The organism is Colwellia sp. BRX10-3, assembly GCF_014077505.1.
In the GTDB taxonomy this organism is placed as follows: Bacteria; Pseudomonadota; Gammaproteobacteria; order Enterobacterales; family Alteromonadaceae; genus Cognaticolwellia.
This window is the reverse complement of sequence record NZ_JACGWA010000011.1, coordinates 44,531-66,779: the sequence shown is the minus strand read 5'-3', so window position 1 is coordinate 66,779 and position 22,249 is coordinate 44,531. Positions and strand designations below refer to the sequence as shown.

The 22,249-nt window shown below is 36.0% G+C and carries 22 protein-coding genes; 13 read left to right on the top strand and 9 right to left on the bottom strand.

Annotated elements, in window-relative coordinates; all coding sequences use genetic code 11:
* Positions 1-51 precede the first annotated feature (51 nt).
* Both H4J38_RS14190 and H4J38_RS14185 read left to right on the top strand, forming a co-directional pair.
* Positions 52-990: a cation diffusion facilitator family transporter gene (locus H4J38_RS14190; RefSeq protein WP_182132644.1), complete on the top strand. Its 939-nt coding sequence runs from the start codon at positions 52-54 to the stop codon at positions 988-990.
* A gap of 137 nt (positions 991-1,127) precedes the next feature.
* Positions 1,128-2,567, top strand: coding sequence for a sodium:alanine symporter family protein (locus H4J38_RS14185; RefSeq protein WP_182132642.1), 1,440 nt, complete (start codon positions 1,128-1,130; stop codon positions 2,565-2,567).
* 500 nt (positions 2,568-3,067) lie between these two features.
* Here H4J38_RS14185 and H4J38_RS14180 read toward each other — a convergent pair whose 3' ends face one another.
* On the bottom strand, positions 3,068-3,598 hold the full coding sequence (locus tag H4J38_RS14180) for a DUF962 domain-containing protein (protein WP_182132640.1): 531 nt from the start codon (positions 3,596-3,598) through the stop codon (positions 3,068-3,070).
* 221 nt (positions 3,599-3,819) lie between these two features.
* Between H4J38_RS14180 and H4J38_RS14175 the strand changes: the two genes are divergently transcribed.
* The 5 genes from H4J38_RS14175 (at position 3,820) to H4J38_RS14155 (ending at position 7,010) form a co-directional block, all read left to right on the top strand.
* Positions 3,820-4,164: a YajD family HNH nuclease gene (locus tag H4J38_RS14175; protein WP_182132638.1), complete on the top strand. Its 345-nt coding sequence runs from the start codon at positions 3,820-3,822 to the stop codon at positions 4,162-4,164.
* Positions 4,165-4,208: 44 nt separating this feature from the next.
* A complete protein-coding gene (locus tag H4J38_RS14170) occupies positions 4,209-5,159 on the top strand; it encodes a DUF808 domain-containing protein (RefSeq protein ID WP_182132636.1) in 951 nt (316 codons plus the stop codon).
* A gap of 134 nt (positions 5,160-5,293) precedes the next feature.
* Positions 5,294-5,629 carry a ribosome hibernation-promoting factor, HPF/YfiA family gene (gene hpf / locus H4J38_RS14165; RefSeq protein WP_182132634.1) on the top strand — a complete coding sequence of 112 codons (336 nt, stop codon included), beginning with the start codon at positions 5,294-5,296 and terminating at the stop codon, positions 5,627-5,629.
* Between the two features lie 449 nt (positions 5,630-6,078).
* Positions 6,079-6,369 carry a DUF6172 family protein gene (locus H4J38_RS14160; RefSeq protein WP_182132632.1) on the top strand — a complete coding sequence of 97 codons (291 nt, stop codon included), beginning with the start codon at positions 6,079-6,081 and terminating at the stop codon, positions 6,367-6,369.
* A 191-nt stretch (positions 6,370-6,560) separates the two neighbouring features.
* A complete protein-coding gene (locus tag H4J38_RS14155; protein WP_182132630.1) occupies positions 6,561-7,010 on the top strand; it encodes a hypothetical protein in 450 nt (149 codons plus the stop codon).
* A 113-nt stretch (positions 7,011-7,123) separates the two neighbouring features.
* On the opposite strand, the gene H4J38_RS14150 is transcribed toward H4J38_RS14155, so the two are convergent.
* On the bottom strand, positions 7,124-8,047 hold the full coding sequence (locus H4J38_RS14150) for a histone deacetylase family protein (protein WP_182132628.1): 924 nt from the start codon (positions 8,045-8,047) through the stop codon (positions 7,124-7,126).
* 82 nt (positions 8,048-8,129) lie between these two features.
* Positions 8,130-9,965, bottom strand: coding sequence for a GNAT family N-acetyltransferase (locus tag H4J38_RS14145; protein ID WP_182132626.1), 1,836 nt, complete (start codon positions 9,963-9,965; stop codon positions 8,130-8,132).
* 346 nt (positions 9,966-10,311) lie between these two features.
* Between H4J38_RS14145 and H4J38_RS14140 the strand changes: the two genes are divergently transcribed.
* Positions 10,312-11,064 carry a MipA/OmpV family protein gene (locus H4J38_RS14140; RefSeq protein WP_182132625.1) on the top strand — a complete coding sequence of 251 codons (753 nt, stop codon included), beginning with the start codon at positions 10,312-10,314 and terminating at the stop codon, positions 11,062-11,064.
* Between the two features lie 291 nt (positions 11,065-11,355).
* Here the strand turns inward: H4J38_RS14140 and H4J38_RS14135 are convergent, their stop codons facing one another.
* Together H4J38_RS14135 and H4J38_RS17265 are read right to left on the bottom strand one after the other, a co-directional pair.
* On the bottom strand, positions 11,356-12,525 hold the full coding sequence (locus tag H4J38_RS14135) for a hypothetical protein (RefSeq protein ID WP_182132623.1): 1,170 nt from the start codon (positions 12,523-12,525) through the stop codon (positions 11,356-11,358).
* Positions 12,526-12,736: 211 nt separating this feature from the next.
* Positions 12,737-13,003 (bottom strand): hypothetical protein, encoded by a 267-nt coding sequence (locus tag H4J38_RS17265; RefSeq protein ID WP_259365525.1) that lies wholly within the window; start codon positions 13,001-13,003, stop codon positions 12,737-12,739.
* A 427-nt stretch (positions 13,004-13,430) separates the two neighbouring features.
* Here H4J38_RS17265 and H4J38_RS14130 point away from each other — a divergent pair, with 427 nt between their 5' ends.
* Positions 13,431-14,330, top strand: a complete 900-nt coding sequence (locus H4J38_RS14130) for an alpha/beta fold hydrolase (protein WP_182132621.1) — start codon at positions 13,431-13,433, stop codon at positions 14,328-14,330.
* Positions 14,331-14,476: 146 nt separating this feature from the next.
* On the opposite strand, the gene H4J38_RS14125 is transcribed toward H4J38_RS14130, so the two are convergent.
* Positions 14,477-15,850 carry a hypothetical protein gene (locus H4J38_RS14125; protein ID WP_182132619.1) on the bottom strand — a complete coding sequence of 458 codons (1,374 nt, stop codon included), beginning with the start codon at positions 15,848-15,850 and terminating at the stop codon, positions 14,477-14,479.
* Positions 15,851-16,340: 490 nt separating this feature from the next.
* Here H4J38_RS14125 and H4J38_RS14120 point away from each other — a divergent pair, with 490 nt between their 5' ends.
* A complete protein-coding gene (locus H4J38_RS14120; RefSeq protein ID WP_182132617.1) occupies positions 16,341-18,173 on the top strand; it encodes a GGDEF domain-containing protein in 1,833 nt (610 codons plus the stop codon).
* Between the two features lie 78 nt (positions 18,174-18,251).
* Positions 18,252-18,593 carry a Fis family transcriptional regulator gene (locus H4J38_RS14115; protein ID WP_182132615.1) on the top strand — a complete coding sequence of 114 codons (342 nt, stop codon included), beginning with the start codon at positions 18,252-18,254 and terminating at the stop codon, positions 18,591-18,593.
* 14 nt (positions 18,594-18,607) lie between these two features.
* Here the strand turns inward: H4J38_RS14115 and H4J38_RS14110 are convergent, their stop codons facing one another.
* Positions 18,608-19,222, bottom strand: a complete 615-nt coding sequence (locus H4J38_RS14110) for a LysE/ArgO family amino acid transporter (protein WP_182132613.1) — start codon at positions 19,220-19,222, stop codon at positions 18,608-18,610.
* 156 nt (positions 19,223-19,378) lie between these two features.
* Between H4J38_RS14110 and H4J38_RS14105 the strand changes: the two genes are divergently transcribed.
* Positions 19,379-20,272 carry a LysR family transcriptional regulator ArgP gene (locus tag H4J38_RS14105; protein ID WP_182132611.1) on the top strand — a complete coding sequence of 298 codons (894 nt, stop codon included), beginning with the start codon at positions 19,379-19,381 and terminating at the stop codon, positions 20,270-20,272.
* Positions 20,273-20,328: 56 nt separating this feature from the next.
* Positions 20,329-20,820, top strand: a complete 492-nt coding sequence (locus H4J38_RS14100) for a GNAT family N-acetyltransferase (protein ID WP_182132609.1) — start codon at positions 20,329-20,331, stop codon at positions 20,818-20,820.
* Here H4J38_RS14100 and H4J38_RS14095 read toward each other — a convergent pair.
* A complete protein-coding gene (locus H4J38_RS14095; RefSeq protein WP_182132607.1) occupies positions 20,789-21,553 on the bottom strand; it encodes an oxidoreductase in 765 nt (254 codons plus the stop codon). The genes H4J38_RS14100 and H4J38_RS14095 overlap by 32 nt on opposite strands.
* Positions 21,554-21,860: 307 nt before the next feature.
* Positions 21,861-22,109: a DUF3297 family protein gene (locus tag H4J38_RS14090; RefSeq protein WP_182132606.1), complete on the bottom strand. Its 249-nt coding sequence runs from the start codon at positions 22,107-22,109 to the stop codon at positions 21,861-21,863.
* Positions 22,110-22,249 lie beyond the last annotated feature (140 nt).

The window sequence follows — 22,249 nt, the reverse complement described above, 5'->3', positions numbered from 1 at the left end:
AGGTCGACTTATTCATGCTGTTTTTATTATTAGTACTACCAAGAGGTAAATATGTCTGGTAATCATTCTACATCTCGTAATCACTTAAATAACCACTCACATAACCATTCTCATAGTCACTCTCATGGTCACTCAGGAAACGGGAAATTGACTGTTGCCGTATTGATTAATATTTTACTCACCGTTGTTCAAATTATTGGTGGTGTGCTATCGGGTAGTTTATCTTTGATCGCCGACGCCTTGCATAACTTAAGTGATGCCGGCGCGATTTTAATTGCTATTTTCGCTCGTAAAATTTCGGCTAAGCAAGCGGATGAAAAGATGACATTTGGTTATCAAAGAGCCGAAATCATAGGCACGCTGATCAATAGCATTACGCTTATTATTGTTGGTTTTTATCTTATTTATGAAGCGATCAGTAAATATTTTAATCCAACTGAAATCGATGGCTGGATAGTGATTTATATCGCCACAATTGCTTTGGTTATTGATATCGCCACTGCAATATTAACCTATATGTCAGGTGCAAAAAGTAGCATGAACTTGCGCGCTGCGTTTATTCATAATGTTTCTGATGCTTTGGCGTCTGTCGCAGTGATTATTGCAGGCGTTTTGATTATATTTTATCAGTGGTATGTTGTAGATGTAATTGCGACGATATTAATTTCAATCTATGTGCTTTATCACGGTGGATTACTAGCGCTTGAAAGTATTAAAATATTGATGCAAGCAGTGCCAGAAGCATGTGAAATCAGTGAGCTTAAGGCGGATATTGAATTAATTAAAGGTGTGAGTGCCGCTATAGATATTCATGTTTGGCAACTCGATGAACATAAATTGTTTTTAGAATGTAAGGTAGAGTCTGTAACAAACAACGTTTCCATAGATTTAGCTGAGATTAAAACTATGTTAGCAAGTAAGTATGGCATTAAACATTCAACCATTGAAGTTAACCAATCAGGTAAGGCGATAGAATCTAGTTGTTATTAACGTTAATTTTTGATCGCGCTAATAATTAACTTTAAAATTTGCTAAGGTAGAATTATTGCTTAAATTATTATCAATAAATCAATTGATTGCTTTATTATAACCGCATGTAACATCATGGGTAATGAGGATCTGTAATAATGAATTTCGAACAAATTGTTTCGAGCATTAACAATGTTTTATGGGGTGAAGGACAGGTTCTCATTTATGTATTGTTATTTGCGGGTTTTTGGTTTTCTTATAAACTAAAGTTTGTTCAAATTCTCAACTTTCGTCACATGTTTTCTGTGATAAAAAATAGTAGCAAGAACGATGAAAGTTCTACTGACAGTTCAGGTATTAGTTCGCTACAGGCACTTTTTATTGGCTTGTCTGCGCGGGTAGGTACCGGTAATTTAGCTGGGGTTGCTGTTGCCATTTCACTCGGTGGCAGTGGCGCGATATTTTGGATGTGGGTTATTGCGTTGCTAGGTATGGCTACTGGCTTTGCTGAAAGTGTTTTAGGGCAACTCTATAAAGTTAGCGACGACCACAAAGAATATCGTGGTGGGCCAGCTTATTATATTCAAAAAGGCCTAAACCAACGTTGGTTAGCCATATTATTTTCATTGTGTTTATTCTTAGGTTATGGCTTTAGTTTTAGTGCTATGCAAGCCAATACCATTGCTGATTCTTTAAATCATGCGTTTGATATTCCTAGTCTATATTCTGGACTGGTGATCACCATACTTGCTGGCGCGATTGTACTTGGTGGGTTAAAGCGTATTGCCCGATTTGCCGAGCTGATTGTGCCCTTTATGGGCATTGCTTTTATTTTGGTGGCGGTAAGCATTACCTTAATGAACATTAGCGCTGTGCCAGCGATGTTATACGATATTATTACTTCAGCATTTGGCTTACAAGAAGCTGGCGCTGGTATGTTGGGTGCTGCAATTAAAAATGGTATTCAACGCGGCTTATATTCAAACGAAGCGGGTGCGGGTAGTGTGCCACATGCTGCAGCGAGTGCGAGACCTGTGCCTAATCATCCTGTTACACAGGGCTATGTGCAGATGTTAGGCGTATTTTTAGACACTATGGTGTTGTGTACTTGCACTGCGTTTATTATTTTACTGGCTGATATAAATATTAGTGGTGAAATGGAAGGCATTCGTTTAACGCAAAGTGCCATTACTCATCATTTAGGTGAAAACGGGGTTTACTTTGTTTCTGCGGCGATTAGTTTATTTGCTTTTACGTCGGTAGTAGCAAATTATGCTTATGCAGAAAGTAACTTACACTTTTTTAAGCTCGACAATAAAGTCGGTCGAACTATCTACACGTCTATGTATTTGGCAATGGTATTTTGGGGCTCAAGTGCTAGTTTAAAACAAGTATGGAGTATGGCCGATGTAGCTTTAGGGCTAATGACTTTAGTGAACGTTATCGCAATTGTTCAACTTACGCCGACTATTGTGGCATTAACTAAAGATTATAATGCCAAACGTAGGCTCAAAAACGTCAGCAATTCTGATATGGAATTTAAAGAAACAGATATTGAGTTTCAAGGTAAAGTTGAGCCAGGTATTTGGCATAAATAACTAAATGCTGATTGTTTGATAAGTTGTTAGCTTTAAAGGTATAAACTCAAATTGTATATAAGGGTTTTAATGAGAGCTTATATTTAGTTAAAAAAAACAATAAGTTAATTTATTAACGAATTAACGTATTGATTGTATATTGCTTCCTTCTTGTTTTTCTTTAACAGCATGAATTTCTTGCATCTCACAGACAATATTACGGCCACTGTTTTTGACTTTATACTAAGCAATATCAGCATGTTTGATTAAATCTTCTAATTCATTCATTTGCTCATTAAAATAAGCCACACCCAAGCTTGCCGTTATTGAAAGTGAACGTCCATCATGGACAATAATCATTTCTGCTATTTTTTACGAATAACATTCGCAAGACTAATTACAGCTAAATTATTGGTTTTAATTCGGAATATTATAAATCCCCCCCCAAATTGGGCTAAAACATAACTTTTTCTAACTTTTTTCGAGTGCAATAATTTGTACTGGTTTTACAAAAAACGCTATTATTTATTTGCACGCTCGATTAAACGGCGTTTTTCTATTGCCATAGGGGTTATGTCTTTTTCAAGCTTTTTCTCTAATCCTAGTGCAAAGTAAAATTCAGCCATTAAAAATAAAGGGCCAATAGCTAAACCCATAATATCATCCAAGAAAGCTGGTTTAGCTTTTTCATAGATATGGCCAATAAATTGAATAATCCAACCGACGAAAAACACGGCTATAGCTAACCATAAAGCGTTTTCCATACTCGACACTAAGCTAGCAAGATAAATGTTTACAGCAACATATAGCAGCATACCCAAGGCTAGCTTTAAATGTAATTTTAAATAGTAAAGCATTGCTAGGGTGAAAAAAATTATTGCTGGTGTATAACTTATTGTTTTACTGGCAAGTTCAATAGAGAAAGTATTTAAGCTTAACAATACTGTAATTGCCCAAACAATGAGTGGTACTCCTACAAAGTGGGTTTTTATATTAAGTTTATTAAAGTGCACACTTTTGTAATTTGATAATTGTTCTTCGACTGTTTTCATGTCAGTGCCTTATGCTTAATTAGTCAAATATCATGGCAAGTTATTGTTTATAAGTAAATAGAGCTGACCAGAACTATATAACTAAATGTAGATATTTAAAGCGGCGTTAGCTAAGTATATTTGGGTTATACAGCCCATTTAGAATGATTGTAATTACCGTATTGCAGTTGTGTTGCCTTACTCATACAATAACAGCATTAGTTACTGAAAAAGTTCATATTATGTCCTCAGATAGGTTAGGCTCCAGCCTTAATTATAAACGCCAAGAGCAAGGTTACCGCGATCGTGCATTAAAGCTATATCCATGGGTTTGTGGTCGTTGTGCTCGAGCGTTTGAATATTCCAATATTAGGGAATTAACCGTTCATCATATCGACCATGACCATACAAATAATCCTAATGACGGTAGTAATTGGGAGTTACTTTGTATTTACTGCCACGATAATGAACATGCGAAATATACTGACCATGCAAATTATCACACGGAAGTTAAAGCAGGAGATACCAATCAAGATACCGCAACTTATAATCCATTTGCAGGTTTAAAATCACTGTTAAAAAAATAACAGGTTAACTAATCGTATAACGATATTTATGAAAGGAATTTAAAGTGGCAGGTGCGAGTCTATTAACTTTATTAGATGATATTGCAACAGTGCTAGATGACGTAGCCATTTTATCGAAAGTAGCTGTGAAAAAAACGGCAGGTGTTCTCGGAGATGATTTAGCACTTAATGCTGAACAAGTATCGGGTGTTAAAGCGGATAGAGAGTTACCTGTTGTTTGGGCTGTTGCCAAAGGCTCATTTCTCAATAAATTAATCTTAGTACCTTCTAGTTTACTCATCAGTGCATTTTTACCGCCGCTGATCACCATTTTATTAGTTCTGGGTGGTTTGTTTCTCTGTTTTGAAGGGTTTGAAAAAGTTTTCCATAAATATTTTCACAGTAAAAAAGAGTTAACAGCTGAACATCAAGCCTTGGTTGAAGTGGTTAGCGATGGAAATATCGATGTTGCGGCCTTCGAAAAAGAAAAAATAAAAGGTGCTATTCGCACTGACTTTATCCTTTCTGCCGAAATTGTAGTAATTGTATTAGGCTCAGTTCAAGATGTACCGTTTCAAACGCAAGTGATGGTTGTTTCAGCATTGGCTATAGCGATTACCGTTGGTGTTTATGGGCTTGTAGCCGGCATTGTTAAGTTAGATGACTTAGGACTCTATTTGCTACGAAAATCAGTATCTGGGCGTTTTAATGCGCTGCAAAGATCTATTGGTCGAGGCTTGTTAATTTTTGCTCCATTTTTAATGAAGCTTTTAACTATAGTTGGCACTATCGCTATGTTTCTCGTTGGCGGCGGTATTATTGTTCATAGTTTTTCATGGCTTAACCGTCAATTTCATCAGATTGAACAATGGGTAGGCCAATACCTTGGAACACTTTCAGAAAGTATTTTATCGATTTTGCTTGATGGAATTACCGGAATTATTGCAGGTGGTCTAGTATTGGCTATTGTAAGCTTAATGTCTCGATTAAAAAACCGTCAATCAGTCGTTAAGTAGATATATGTTAATCTAACTTTTATTAATAATTTCAATTATCTGGCGTGAAAATTACAAATTAGTTCATTTTAGCTATTGTTTTTTGTTGTCATCGCCCTGAGTATATAATTGAAGACAACAAAAAAGGTAGCAATATGAAAATAATCATTTCCGGACATCACGTTGAAATTACCGAAGGTATAAACCTAGCAGTTGAAAATAAGTTTGCCAAAATTGCTAAACATTTCCCAAGCCTAATGACTTTAGAAGTTATTATTACCGTAGAGCCACATCAACAGAGGTTAGAAGTATCTACTACTTATGAGGGCGCAACTGTTTCAGTTAACGCTACCGATAAAGAATTATATGCCGCAATAGCAAGTGCTGCGAGTAAGCTTGAAGCTGCTTTAGCGCATCGCAAAGGTGTATTATCAGCTAAGCAAAAAAAGAAGTTTGAAGTAGAGCAGTCAAACGCTTTTGAAAGCCCTTAAATCACGCCAGTAGTTATTAATTAACCACTCAAAGGCCGTTATCAAACGGCCTTTTTTATGTTCTCGATAAAGCTAAGTACATAAATCGATTTAGGACATGGCACTACCCACCTTGGCAGAGGCTAAGTCTTTTGAGTATCTCTACTAATGCATTACTCTAATAATTTGCATGATTTAAGTAGCCGCTTGTTGGTGTGATAGCAGTGATATTCAGCTTAAAGTTTATTAGCTCTAGCCCAAATTATGTATATCCGCTTATCTATGGTCATATTTTGAGGAAGGTCGTGTGAATTAACTAAGGTATAAACTCTTAATAAGCTTTGAGGTTATTTAGCTAACAATTAGATGAAGTATGGCTATTACCTAAATGTTTACGTAAAATAGCGACATTGGCTTTATATGAAAAAAATTTACTATAAAGCGTACTTTTATTTGCTCCAAGGAATTCCATGAAAAAAACATTCGAGTTAACTCACCCTAAAATCAAAGTCGCTAGAATGGTTGAGTCAGCGAAACACGAAGTTAAAAAATATTTAAAACGTGAGCGTAATAAAACGCTACCTGAAGGTGCAGATTATTGGGATTTCGATTGTAAAATTGGTAAATCTGAGCAAACGGCTGATGTTATTCATGTTGCGACGATTAGCCAAGAAATAGACACACTTTTAGCTGAAGAAGTGACTTCATTTTATCTTGAAATTATGGTTAAACCAGCCATTCGTACATTTGAAGAAAAATAGCTTTTAGTCTCAGTTATGCACAGAATCACTTTCGTTATGCTTTATATTTAACTTTTATAAAAGCATAACGATATCTTTCAATTTCCATCTTCATTGCACCTACTCGTCTTACTTTACCTTTCATTCGCTATTTAACGCTCACTAACTATACTTGTGTTGCCGAGTTTTCGGTAAACAATGGAGAGTTTAAAATGAAACATATCGTAAAATATTTTGGATTATGTTGCATACTCTTTGCCTTTTCTTCTCAAGCTGAGCTTGAGATCTATAAAGATTATGATCTTGGAAGTGAAATAATTTCAATGACAACAGTACGTATTGATCCCAATATGGAAGATGTCTATTTAGAAGGACTTCGAGAAAGCTGGGTAAAAGCTGTTCGCTTGCAAAAACAGTTAGGTTACATTAAAGATTGGAAAATATACGGCAGTGAATTACCGCAAAGTGGTAACTTTAATATGGTATTAATGGTGGTTTTTGAGAAAAGTAGTGACCTAGAGCCGAACCAGGAAAAATACAATACCTTTATGAAAAGTTGGGGTAAAGCCAATCAAGAAAACTCTCGAGAAATAACGAAAACTTATCCGAATGTTAGAGCTTTAACGGGCGAATATCGATTAAGAGAAATTATGATTAAGTAGTTACTCGCTAAGATGTTGTATACCTAAAGCATATGCTTTAGGTATAGTTTTAATCAACTCAGCGTTATATCCATATAACCTTTAATTTGTTTATTAAAGCTTGGTGAATTTAACTAATAGCCGATTAATCCATTAATGTGCGCGACAGCACTTCTTCCTAAAGCATTAAGTGCATATCCACCTTCAAGCACTGACACAATGCGTCCTTGTGCATATTTGTCGGCAACATCTTTAAGTTGCTCTGTAACCCAACGATAATCTTCATCTACTAAACACACTTGTGACATATCATCTTCTACATGAGCGTCGAAGCCTGCAGAAATGAATATTATTTGCGGTTTAAACTTGTTTAATGCCGGTAGCCAATGATCAATAATGGCGTGTCGAAAGTCACCACTTTTTGCTGTTGCCGCTAATGGTGTATTAATGATGGGCGGCTGAGAACTTTCCTGCACTTCAAACGGATAAAATGGGTATTGATAAGTAGAGCAAAACAAATAACCTTCTTTATCTTTAATAATATTTTCTGTGCCGTTACCATGATGAACGTCGAAGTCAACAATAGCGACTCGCTTTAATTTATATTTCTCTTTAGCATAGGCGGCGGCAATAGCGACATTGTTAAAAAAACAAAACCCCATGCCTTTATTATATTCTGCATGATGTCCGGGAGGCCTGGTAGCGCAAAATGCGGATGAAATCTCTTTTGCCATCACCAGATCTACCGCGTCTTTTGCGGCTCCTGCGGAAAGTAAGGCGGCGTTAAGGGTATTAGGGTTCATAACGGTATCGTCATCAACGTTATAAGTACCTTCGCTTGGGGCATTGGCAAAAATTGATTCAATATAGTTTTTGTCATGTGCTAAATAAAGTAGCTCTTTATCAATAGCTTTTGCATCAAACTGTTGAATAACATAGTCGAGACCGCTACGAATAAGCTGATCCTGAATAGCGGCCATACGCGCTGGCGCTTCGGGGTGATGATCTCCCATATCATGTGTTAAGCACTGGTGATGACTAATAACGCCAACGGTCATATTTTACCCTCTGTATGTTTCAACTGATAAGTTATCATTTATCGATAACCTAGCTGTTTAAATGTTTTTAATGTGTTTTTAATTATAGTGTATAAGCTAAGCTCACTTCGTCATAACCGTCTGATGGCTTTCTTAAAAAACCTGCCTTTTCAAATACTTTCAACATTGGTGCATTGTCTCGTCTAACACTTGCTATCAATTGTTCAACACCCCGAATTTTAGCAATGGCGATTATTTCAGTGAGCAGTGCTTTTGCCATACCTTTGCCACGTTTACTTTCTTTAATAACAAAAGCAACTTCAGCACTATTATTTGCTTTAAGATAATAATAGCGGCCAACACCTTGTATAGACTCACCCAAATGATCTCGTTCAGTTAAGCACAAGGCTAAATCAATATGCTGATTTACACTCACCAAATCACACGATTTTTCACGGGTCATTTGTGTTGTATGGTGGTTGTATCGCATCATTAATGTTTCTTGGTTATGAGAGTAAAAAAACTCTTGTAGCTTGCGTTCGTCTGCGGGTGATAATGCGCGAAGAAAGTATTCTGAATCAGCAAAGGTAAAGCGCTTTATCTCTACTTCCCCAAGTTCAGGTACTGATGTAGGGGTGTTTTCTTGGTATTCAGGTACCCAATAGTGTTTTCGCACATCTTGAAGTAATTGATCGCGAAATTTAGGGTGTGCAATACGTATTAACTCTAAAGCCCGTTCACGAATGCTTTTTCCTTGTAGTGAAGCAATTCCGTATTCTGTGACTACATAAGAAACATGACCTCGTGATGTGACTACGCCACCACCTTCGGTAATATGTGCCACGATACGCGATATTTTACCGTCTTTGGTTGTTGATGGGAGGGCAATGATGGGCTTACCTCCCTTACTTAAAGAGGCACCGCGAATAAAATCTACTTGTCCACCAATACCGCTATAAAAATGATAACCGATGGAGTCAGACACCACTTGACCAGTTAAATCGACTTCGATAGCACTATTAATAGACACCATTTTGTCATTACGAGCGATGTTTACCGGCGAATTAACATGCTCGCTAGGATAAAACTCAACATGCGGATTGCCATCAACAAACTTGTATAATCGACGCGTTCCAACGCAAAAACTTACTACGGTTTTACCTTTATGAAAGGTTTTTTTACGGTTATTAATAACCCCTGAAAGCATTAAGTCAATAATGCCATCAGAAATCATTTCACTGTGCACACCTAAGTCTTTATGATTAGCTAAGTAACGCAATACAGCCGAAGGGATATTGCCAATCCCAATTTGGATAGTTGAGCCGTTGTCTACCAGCATTGCCACATATTGGCCTACTTGTTCTGTTACTCGGTCAACTTCAGGTATTGGGGTTTCTGGTAAATATTGTTTTTCGGTCATTGAAGCATGAATTTGATTTATATGAACAAAACTATGGCCGTTAGTTCGAGGCATTTTTGGATTGATTTGAGCGATAACAAATTTAGCTTTATTTATTGCAGCCTGGACAATATCAACACTGACGCCCAACGAACAATAGCCATATTCATCCGGTGGACTGACCATGATTAAAGCCACGTCTAAAGGTAAAATATTCTCATTAAATAGTTTTGGGATTTCAGATAAAAACGAAGGAGTGTAATCAGCGCGTCCTTCATTAATTGCATTACGAATTTTTTCGCCACCAATAAAAAAGGTGTTAACTTTAAATAAATTTCGGTGCTTTGGCTCTGCCCAAATGTCGTCTGAAAGCGTCAAGATATGCACAACTTCAATGTCATGTAAACCTTGGCTATTGGCAATAATATCTTCAATTAATGCATTGGGTACTGCAGCATTGGAGCCAATAAAAATTCTATTTCCAGACTTGAGGTATTTAGACCAGTCGACAGTAGATTGGTGCTGTTTCCCTGATGGCATAATTCTCTCTGTTTGTGCAACTGTGGAGTTTAATTTATCACAGAACTTATTTAAGTATGAGCTAATGGTTAATTTATTACTTGATCCAAGTCAAACCTAATGCTTTATTGGACCAATTTACTAGCCAAAAAAGTCGTAAAACATTAACTTCAAATTTAATTATCATTATTTATTGCGCATAAGTACCTAACAACTTTAACTCTATAATTAATATTAAAAACGAGAGCAGCAAAGAATGCAAAAGACGAGTACAACTTTCCATTTAAAATTTTTTAGCCTGTTCGCCATGTTTATAATTACATTACCTGTATACGCAACAATGGCCAGTAAATCGACAGAAATCATTATGAAAACAGATAAACCAATATGGGAAATAGGGGCTTTTTTAGCGGTTTTTAATGCTCCTTTGTATCCAGCTGCAGCTGAATCCCAAGGTAAAGTATTACCCGTACCCTTTGTAATATATCGAGGTGAGCGATTAAGAGTTGGAGAAGACGGTATTATTAAAGCTATGGCCGTTGATAAGCCTCGCTTTAAAATTGATTTATCGCTAGGAGCTGCATTTAATGCTAATTCTGATGATGCTAAAGTTAGAGAAGGTATGCCAGACCTAGACTTTATATTTGAAGTTGGTCCTGAAGTTAGCATTATGTTGAGCAATACAGACGCAAGCGAAACTTGGCTTAATTTGCAATTTCGTAAGGTCTTTTCCTCTGATTTTTCCCGCATAGATGATCGTGGTTATATATTTCAGCCTGAAATATCTTATCAAGGAAAGCAGCTATTTAGTGACAACGACTCTTTTAAATTTACCTTTGCACCGCTGTTTGCTACGAACAAAACACACCAGTATTTTTATCAAGTTGATGAAAAATATAGTACAACCGAACGACCGGCCTATGATGCAAAAGGTGGTTACTTAGGTTCTGAACTTGTGCTGGTTAATCGTTTTAAAGTTCGTCACGATATATCAATATTTGTAAGCTCTAAATTAGGTTTTTATAAAGGCGCAAGTAATGTGGATAGCCCTTTATTTAAAAAAGACTTCAACTATGCATTAGGCGTTGGATTTAAGTGGACGTTATACCAATCAAACTAATGCATGTTAGGTGAACAATTGATTAATTCAAATGATAAACTTTTATCACTTAACAGTAGTGGTGCGGCCAGCATATTTTTTTGATATATAACCTTTATTTAACTCTTTTAATACCAACAAAACTCGCTCAAGGTTTGTTGGTTGCCATAATCAAGTATCAGTGAAAATCTAACACTTAATAAGTAACACCTAACAGTAAAATAAGCGTGATGGTGTTGTTCTAATATTCTAAGCCCAATAAAATTGGGCTTAGAATATTAGTATTTCAGTATTTGGTTTTAAAAATAATAACTAGCCAAAAATATTACGCATCAGGGTAATGGCTTGATCAACAGTTTTACCGTCTTTAACGCTATTGACTATTGTGCTGCGCATGTTGAGGATAAACTCAGGAATATCATCTGCTTCAAAAGCTTTGTCAACAATAGCTTCTGCTGACGCTTTACTACGTTTTACTGCTTTAGCGACACCAATTTTAATTTTTTTAGGCTTATCACGCATACGAATATAATTTGAATTTTCTGCCAAAGTATTATCAGCAAATAAAAACAGATCAATTAATATTGCGCGATTTTTCCAAAGTTGAAGTTCAACTTCATCACTTGGCATTTCGCTACGCCACCATTGGGTGTTTCTAATGCTTGCAATCATTTCATGCCAATAGTCATCAAAACTTTGGTTGTTGAGTTTTACTAAGCCTAGGCCTTGTGAAAGGGTATCTATTTTACCACTGGTGAGCGCAATAAATTGGTCAGGTCGGCGCATAGCCAATAAACGTGTGGCTGCACTTAATGGTGCTTTTTCTTCATTAGTATGAACTGCAAATACGGCCTGATAAGCATTAACAAAGTTTTGATAGTCTGCTAATGAAACATCACCGTCTAATGGAATGTTATCAAGGGCTAGATCAAAGGCTTGTGGATGAGATTTTAATAATTGATGAAAAGTCTTTGCACCGCGCGTTCCGGCAAACCACTCTACGTCAAAGTCATACACGCTTATGTCATGCTGGGCACTATGTTTACCTGCAAAGGCTAATCTGTCTTCATCAATCATCTCAGCCAATTTATTACTGCGTATTGTGGCAATATAATCTAATAATTTTAGTCTCTCAGGTAAGGCTTGTAATGCAGCGTGTTCTTGAACAAAATCCGTAAATATTGGCCATGGGATAATACGGGCCATTTTTAATTGGCATGCACTAACACCATTTGACATGGTATCTTGCAACTTTTTTAAAGGCTTTAGTTGGCTAGGCTCTAATAAATCATGGTTTATGTCATGTAAGCAAATTCGATATAATTCTCTGCACCAGTTAAGAAAATTATCAGGATGGTTTTCTACTTTTACTGCCATTAAATTAAGGCTAAGGTCGGCAACAAACGACAACGCGTTTTGATAAATTGTTTGTTCGGTAGTACTAAGCGACATGGCATTTGGCGAGGTAAGTAATTTTCTCATGAAACAGATTTTCCGACGATAAAACATAAAAATAGGGCGGCATGATACTTGTAAAATAACCTAACGCAAGCGAATCAGGCTAATAAAGTATAGAAAGTCTAAACTGATGTTTAAAGCAACAAAATGTGGAGAGTTAATCAACTAAAACCTTTGTCGATGCCATTGAAAAAACTTAGCTGACAAAGGTGCTGTTAATTAGTAAATGTAATTACTACTGACTAATTACTGTTTGTCGAAACTTAGTATAATACTTAACTAAAGCAATTATTGAGGCGGCAATCCAGAATAGTTCGATCAAAAAACTCGATAAATTAAAGTTGTAGCACAAGCTAATTAACAGTAAAACTGCGCCACAAAGGTTAGTTAGGTTATAAGCCAAAATTTTCAGATTTACTTGCTCTAGTTGTAACATTAGAAATGCATCCACAACAAGAATTGTTCCAGACATGCCTATAATATCGAATAATAAATCAATCATGATAAACTTCAAACTATAAAGGATGATCCAATATGCTGGCCTTATCCATGGCTTGGATCGTTTTCGTTCTGTGAAACTGCTTGTCGTTTTACTGTCAATAATCAAGGCTATAAACCAAGTAATTATTGTTATCATAATAATTACTTGGCTATTTTATGTCGGTTTTTTACGTGATAAAGTAACAAACTGTTACCTGTTAAATCACAACTTTAAAGCGTGCTGCAAACCATAAATATAGCCAGTTTTATATGTAAGCATAAACAGATGATAGGAACTTATACTCGATGGTAAAATTAACTTTTTGCTACTTGTTCTTTAGTTTTAAAATAAGTAACCTAGCACTCTGGTCTGACCATTATTATATTTGGTGAGTGTCTGTAATATTTATCATATTAACGAGTAACCTATAACTGATGAACAAGTGTTAATGCAGCAAGAGTCAATTTATATTGAAGATGGTGAAAACCAACTTCACTTACGCCATATTTGGAAAAATAATGGTGGTGTGCCAATTTTTATGTTGCATGGCCTAATTGAAAACGGCTTTATTTTTTATACTGAAAAGGGTAAAGGTTTAGCTTGTTTTCTTGCTGAGCAAGGTTTTGATGTTTATGTTGGTGATTTACGTGGCCGGGGCAAAAGCCACCCAGCAATTAATGCCAAATCATCGTTTGGGCAACACGAAGCTATTACGCGTGATATTCCGTTATTTTTAGAGAAAATACAGAGCCTTAATCCGCAAAAAATGCATCTAATCGCCCATTCATGGGGTGGTGTATTAATAACGAGTTTTCTGGCCCGTTATCCAGAGTGGCTTGACAAAGTGCTCAGTAAAGCTTGTTTTGGTACCAAGCGAGTTGTTAGTGTTAAAACTTTTGAAGCCTATTTTAAGCTAGGTTTTATGTGGCGTTATATTGCGCCAATTTTGGCAAGGAAACACGGTTATTTTGATGCTAAAAAATTTCGTTATGGCTCAGATAGTGAAACACAACAGTCGTTGAAGGAAAGTATAGCTTGGGTTATTCCAGGTCAATGGCGAGATCATTCTGATAATTTTGACTACTACGGCGCTGCGCAAAATATAGTATGGCCACCCACTTGGCATTTTACCGGTATTAGCGATTATGCTTTAGGCCACAAACAAGATGTACAACTGTTTATTGATGAATGCGGTAATAGCGCTGCAGATTTTTCAGTACTCTCAAAACAGGCGGGCAACCTAGTTAATTATGACCACATTAATATTCTAACTCACCCAAAAGCGGTAGATGATCATTTTCCCAAACTAGTTACTTGGCTAAAAGCAAAAGTTGAAATCGGTAATTAACACTATGTAGAGTCAAATTTTATCTCACTTTTTGGTCGCGATACTCAATGATAGTTTCAAACTAACCCTGCAAAACGCAGCTATTTAGTTTGTTGTTTTAGTTTTATTAGATATTCAATGTGAGAGAATAATCTAAGTTTGTAGTATCAATCATCGTCATCTGTTTTCATCGCTTCAATATTGACAATGGCAGAGCGGTTTAGCGTGATCTTAAAACGTTGTGTTTGTTGTAGGTCTTGTTTATCTGTTTGCATTAAAACTACGTTTATTTGGTAACGGCGTTCAACAGCTTGTTTAGTGACTTTACTACCATCAAGTGTATATAAACGTCCTTCACCTCTTTTTAGAAAACGAATAAAGGGCGTTAAATTAAAATAGATACGTTGTTGAATTTTATCATAGCCAGGCATGAAGCTCTTGGCATTTACTTTAGTATCGCTGCGAAAATGTAGTAATTGTGCAGCTTGCTTATTTTGATGACGTCGGGTTTGAAATAGTTTATCAACTTGCTTTGGTAGATCTTTATTACGAATGTATTCTAGCCAAATAGTTTGGCTAGCAATGCGGGTTTTATCAACACTATTGGTGTAAATATTCCTCCACTTTGGCAAGCCTCTTTGAATGCTGCGCCAAATAATCCGGGTTATATCGTCCTTAAATATTTCCCTTAAGCCATAAAAAAAGCCTAACATGCCTACTAAGGCAATGGTGACTTCAGTAAAGTTGGCTCGAGCATTTAGAACTAACATCATTACAAAAGCCATAATTACTGCAGTAACTGAGCCACTAACAATACGTTTTAAATTACGATTCAGACTTTTAACTTCTTGTTGAAGTACCACGCCGTATTCTATTAATCGTTGGAGTAAACGCATTTTATTGGTAATGCGATTAGGATCACCTAAGGTGGTCTGCGAATTGTATTGATTGGTTTCCCTATATTCGTTTTCACTACGGCATAGGGCAAATAAGAAGTTTCTTTCAGTGGTGAAATCGCTACTTTTTGGTCCTCGAGAAAGTAACTTTAAAAACGACTGTTCAACCTGCCAACTAAGGTAATTATCAGCATTTTCAAAAAATGGACTGAGTTTTTTATCGGTCGGTGTGTACCTTCTTAGTTTTTTCAATAATCCAGATATTTGCTCTGCTAACACAATAGCTTGTGGGTAGAAATTCTCACTTTCTCTAAGTTTTATGGTTTGTTTTATATCAGTATCAAGAGCAATTAAAATTTGATAAGAAAACAAATTCAGGTTTAATCGATAGTCACTTATCTCACCTTTTTTTTGGCTAATAAAACGGCTTCGTACTAATGGTAAGTGCAGTTGATCTGAGTAATAAGCACTGTGACTTTCTATACTGCTATGAAAATACTGCTCTTCCGCTAAGGTTTTAGGGCCAATGCCCATTTCAACCGGTAATGAAAAGTATAAATCCAGTCGTTGGTGATCAGTAGGCAATAATTGGTAACTGACCTTGATGGATAGGTTTTCGTCTTGGGTGAGTTTGGTATTATTCACTTATATCCTATGCCCCTTTATTACCTAGCCAGAGCCTAACTAACGCCTATATAAAGTTAAGCTAGAATCGATTAATTGTTTCTTACTATACGCTATTTTATGAAAGTATTGATTACTTTTAGATGAATTTAATTGATCTACATAAAGCTTTAAATTAATGATTAATATAGCATGTTTTAATCAATTATCTTATGAGTTAAATAAAATTCCGCACTACTGAGTATTTATAATATTCAAGTTGAAATAAGCTCTCTTTAATTTTTAGCTTTATCCAAATGACTTTAAAAATCTAATATTTAACAGCTCAATAGTCAAAATGATTTTTATGATGGCAACTTGATAAATGAAGACCGTTATTAACACCATTATCTGGCCTTTAATTGACTATATAAAGCTTTAACTTGCAGTACAAACTTTATACTTTGAGTGCTAAATAAGGTAAGCTATCGCCAATATAATAGAACGTTTTTGTAAAAATGGAATTTATAAAATGATCTTAACTAGTAGGAACTCTCTACTTAACGTCACAACCTTTATTTGGTTTATCTTGGCGGCTTTTTTAGTTACAAAAGCATTCGCCCAAGAGCCGATAGAACATTATGCTGAATTAAAAAAAGTACAGTATGTAAATACAGAACAAAATCGTCTATTTGTTAATAACTTATTAAGTGAAGTTAATACACAGAATTACCTTGCCTTTCAAGCGCCTATTTATGCTTATATCGCTAAGCTAAAAACCAGAGATGGTAATTGGCTTGAAGGTAAATATTACCTTGATTTAGCCATTGCTAAACTACCTTTGGTTAATAATGACGATTTATTTATAGATTCTTTAGAGAGTATCAGTGGCATATTTTTGATTCGTGGGGATTACTCTGAAACGATAATTTATGTACAAAAAATGGCTGATTTTGCCAATAAAACGAAAAATCAACGAGGTGAAACTGTAGCTTTAAACCGCTTAGCATTAAGTTATATCCAATTAGAGCTTTTTCAATTAGCTATTGAGCCTCTGAAACTGGCGCTAGCCCTAGCGCGTGAAACAAAAGATTATGATAGTGAATTTTTAGCAACATTATATTTAATCAGTGTGCGCAGTAATTTACCTCAATTTAACCGACAAGAAACTCTCGCTTTAACCTTAGTTGCTGAAAAAATCCCGTCGAAATATAATAACAATAATGGCTATTTATCTCGATTAAAAGGCGAAGTACATCAACAAATCGGCGATTTTTCAGCAGCGAAAAAATGGTTCGAATTGGCACAGACTAAAGCTAAATCAGATCATGATGTTCGTTTGTTGCAAATTGTGAGTAAAGACCTCGCAGAATTATATTTGGCAACTGATAAGCCTTTACTCGCACTCGATTATGCTATTAATAGTTTAGAATTTAATAATCAAACCGCGCATGCTAATCATCTCGCTGCGATTCATTATTTACTGAGTAATATATATCAGCAGATGGGAGATGATAAAAATTCACTAAAATATTTACGTGCCTACGCTGATTTTCGACTTTCAGCTAATGAAATGAACACCGTGAGTGTCATTACCAACATGGATAAACGAATTGAGAATATTCAAAGCCAACAAAAGTTCACCGAGCTAAAAAACTCATTACTGATTAATAAAGTCATGGCAGAAGAGAATAAAAATAAACAACAATTTTCTATCTTTATTATTATTTTACTCGGACTGGCTTTTTGCTTTGTTATCATTGTATTTTTTGTTCATCATCGTATGTTAAAGGCACAAGTCGTATCTTCGATGAAAGATGGGTTAACCGGTATATTCTGCCGTAGTTATTTAAAAAGCTATTTACCCGCGGTAAAATCTAGGTTTGAGCGTGAGACAAATAATGAATTGTCGTTGGGCGCTTTAATTATTGATTGCGATGACTTTAAATTTATTAATGATACTTTTGGACATGCCGGTGGTGATAAAGCATTAAAAGCTATTGTGAATACCATCAGCACACAAATTAGAGAACATGACCTGCTGCTGCGTTGGGGTGGTGATGAATTTGTGTTGATTTGCGAGTCGATAAGTCACACACAAATGCGCGAACTTGCCAATCGTATCACAAGTAGTATTAGTGACTTGTTACTAGAATACGACCAGACAACGCTCTCAGTAACAATATCGGCAGGTTATGCTTTACATAATAAAGCTGAAAACTTTAATTTTGATAGCTTGATAAAGGCGGCAGACGAGTATTTATTAGCGACAAAAAAATCAGGAAAAAACAATTATTTGGGCAGTAAATCTCATGGTTTAAACGTTACAGGGTTTTCAAGCAATTTTTCTAATGGTAATGCGTAAGCAAAATGTAAAAGCTTTTTAAAGATAAATTATAAAGCTGCTTTTAATGGTGAAATTTTAAGGTAATAGAAATAACGAATGCGTAAATCAGATAAAAAAATTGAGAATCATATAATAAAGGTGTTAACGCAAGTTTGCCAATCAGCGTTAGAAGACATCGATGGCTTTGAGTGGTTAACGCACACGGTTAATTTTGAAAAATTTCCAGAAAGTTTAAAAATTGTTTGTATTTTTGATAGTAATATCAAGTTAGCAAACTATATAAAATCAGCTAATAATCAAGACTTAGCAGCATTAATTACTGATAGCCTTGCAGATATTGGCATCCAACTTAAAGAACCTAAAAACCAAATCGAGCTAGACAGCGAAGAAAACTGTATGTTGTATCACGCGGGTAATTGGCGCAAAAGGCTTTCTTGATACGCTTTAGGTTGCTACAGGTTATTAAACAATGACCATGCTATAGCGCACATAATTAATCCAACCACGATATCAATCACTCTTTTTATCTTAGCTTGGTTAAGCCAAGGTGACATTTTTGCTGCCGCTCCAGCTAAGCTATAAAACCAAAGCATAGAGGCAAGCATGGTGCCAAGCGCAAAGGCGATTTTTTCATTACCTTGAAATTGGCCCCCAACACTGCCTAGTATCATCACAGTATCAAGATAAACATGCGGGTTTAGCAAGGTTACCGCTAAGGTTGAAATTATAACTAACCAAGGTTTTTTGTTCGCTGCTGAAGCTGTTTTTTGGCACTTTTCGTAGTTATTAAGCCAAGCCTGACTAAAAGATAAACTCGCATAACCACATAAAAATAGTATACCGCCCCAAGAAATAAGCGTGACTAAGTTTGGTGATGAAGCAATAAGCTTTGCTCCACCAAACACCCCCAACGCAATAAGAATCACATCACAAAGCATGCAAATTGTCGCGGCCAAAAAATGATGATTCCTTTTAATTCCATGATTTAGCACATGCGAGTTTTGCGCGCCAAGCGGAATGATCATACTTGCGCCTAAAAAAAGACCTTGTAGCAGAGGTGAAAACATTTGCGCTCCAAAAAATAGAATCGTGTGCTGAGTTATTGCGGCTAATTTAACGAAACATTAATAATAAGTATAATTAATGTTTTTTATATTTGATTAGTTTTGCTAATGTAGTAACAGTAAATGGTAAAAATATAATGATATTAGGAGCGAAATGCCTTGCTAGATTACAAACTCTTACATGCACTGAGCGTGGTGGTAGATGAACAAAATTTTGACAAAGCCGCATCGGTATTAGCGATCACACAATCTGCCGTGTCTCAGCGTATTAAAAGCTTAGAGCAAACCATAGGTCAACCGGTGTTAATTCGCGCACAACCTATAGTCGCAACCGCTATTGGCAAGAAATTACTAGCTCATTATCAACAGGTTAAATTACTCGAACAAGATATTATTCCCGATATTTCAGGTAATAATAAAAACGAAACTATTACGGCTAATATCGCCAGTAATGCTGACAGTTTAGCTACCTGGTTAATTGCTGCTATTGGAGATGTTTGTCACGAATATAATGTCGCGGTAAACTTTCGACTTGCCGATGAAAATAGAACCATTAATTATTTAAAAAACGGGGAAGTTTTTGGCGCGCTTAGTACGCATCAACACGCTTTGCCTGGCTGTACGTTAAATAAATTAGGTGATATGCAATATTTATTAGTTGCTTCGCCAAGTTTCATCAAAAGCTATTTCCCTGATGGTATTAATGAGCAGTCATTAGCAAAAGCTCCGGCCGTCGCTTATGATCAAAAAGATGATATGCATATCAAATACATTGAACAAACCTTTAGTTTAAAAGGTGGTTCGTATCCTTGCCATACTGTAAGATCTTCAGAAGCTTTTGTTAATTTTGCCAAACAAGGTTTAGCGTATTGCCTGATCCCGAAACTGCAAATTCAAACTGAACTTGCGGTCGGTGAGTTAATAAATTTAATGCCAGACAACCCTATTACCAGAACACTATACTGGCATCATTGGGTATTATTGAAAGGGGTGTTTAAGGCGTTTTCAATCTCGATAATCGCGCGTGCGCGACACGCGCTAAATAACCAATAATTTGCTAATATTGTGTGTTATATGAAATTAGCCAATAAAATAATAAGGAGAAAAATGTGAGCAATTTAGTCGTAAGAACAGCTACAGTTGACGATACCAGTATATTATTTAAATTTATTATAGATCTTGCTATCTATGAAAAAGCTGAACATGAAGTATTAGCCACAGAGCAAACCATAAAAGAAACTCTTTTTGCTGAAAATAGTCATGTTTTCGCCCTAATTTGTGAACTTGACGGTGTGGCTATTGGCTCAGCTATTTACTTCTTCAATTATTCAACTTGGTTAGCAAAATCAGGTCTGTATTTAGAAGACTTATACGTTATGCCAGAGTATCGTGGTAAAGGCGCAGGCGTTAAATTACTCAAAGCTATGGCAAAAATTGCCGTGGAAAAAGATTGCGCACGATTTGAATGGAGTTGCTTGGATTGGAATACACCGTCAAGAGAGTTTTATCATTCGTTAGGTGCTGCCGCGCAAGAAGAGTGGGTTGGCTATCGAATGACAGGCAAAACACTTAGTAGTTTTGCAGCTGATCTGACTGAATAATACTAATACCCAATGGCGGATGTTCTGCGTAGGCTAGCATAGCATTTGCCACTTTATTTGCTTGAATGACTCGATACTTTTTTGGGATCATAAAAGCTAGAGCGTTCATCAATATTGTGCCCAATAGTTCGCCAATTCGAAACTCATTACGTTGACCTGATAGCATAGATGGGCGAAATAGACCAAGGTGCTGATAACCAATATCGCTTAAGCTAGTCTCTATTTTACCTTTAACTTGATTATAGAATATGAAAGAAGACGCATTTGCTGACATTGCCGTCACTATGGCAAATAAAACCGTATTCTGAGTATAAAAGTGTTTGGCGATAATAAGTGGGAATTCATAATCGATTTCACTAAAAGCGGATTTAGAACCCGCTTTTCTGATGGTACTGCCAAGGGTACAAAAGATGTGATTGATTTTTGGTAATTCTCCACTGTCAGATGGTATGTTTTTCTGCTTTTGAACAGATAAATTGAAGTCTAATAATGCTGTTGCTAAATTTTCAAAATCTATTTGCCTCTGTTCAAGTTTGGTATGCTCTAAAGCTAAAGGTTGACGAACTAAGGCGATAACTTTGCTATATGCGGCACTTGCTAATAACTGCATCAACAAATGTTGCCCCACTAAACCACTGGCGCCAACAATTAAGGCAATTTTTAGCTCTTCTTGTTTATGTTTATTGGCGCAATTTGTCATTTCTTTATTACCATAATTTTGTGAACTACTCATAGATTTATATATTAAGCATTTAAGTAGCTACTTCAATTTTCTAAAGCCATAAAGCAATTGTTGTACTTATGATTATGTCGAGCATAAGGAAGATGTAATCGCTTATTATTCTATCGTAGCTGCTTACCTGAAACCCTGACAATTTAACTCAAATCCAATAAAAGATATTAAGTTTTAAGCAGCCATTGTGCTGATTATATTTTCTATAGTTTGGATAGGGTCAAAAAATATTGACATAAAGCTCTTATGACCCTATTTAAAATGTCTTGGACAAACCAAATTAGACCTTTATTTTTATCGATAAGGCTTAACGATAAAAGGCTTCAACAGTTCCTTTTACTGACACCAAAAGCGGTTGTCCACGACGGTCTAACGCTTTAGCCGAAGCGACTTTCACCCAACCTTCACTGATGCAATATTCTTCAACATCGAATCGCTCTTTACCATTGAGCAAAATACCAATTTCGTGCTCGAAAACTTCTGCAACATGGTGCGGGCTGCGAGGATTAATCGAAAGGCGATCCGGTAAAGTGGGTAGCGAATTAGTGTCGTTCATTTTGGAGACCTGTAATAAATAAAAAGTGCGCTATTGTAGGCAAAATATGCCAACCCCTCAAGTGCCATTAGCGTTTTTAAAATCACTTTTTATTTTATTGCCTTTGAATATAAACGAGTTGGTTGGAGAGGTGTTTACTT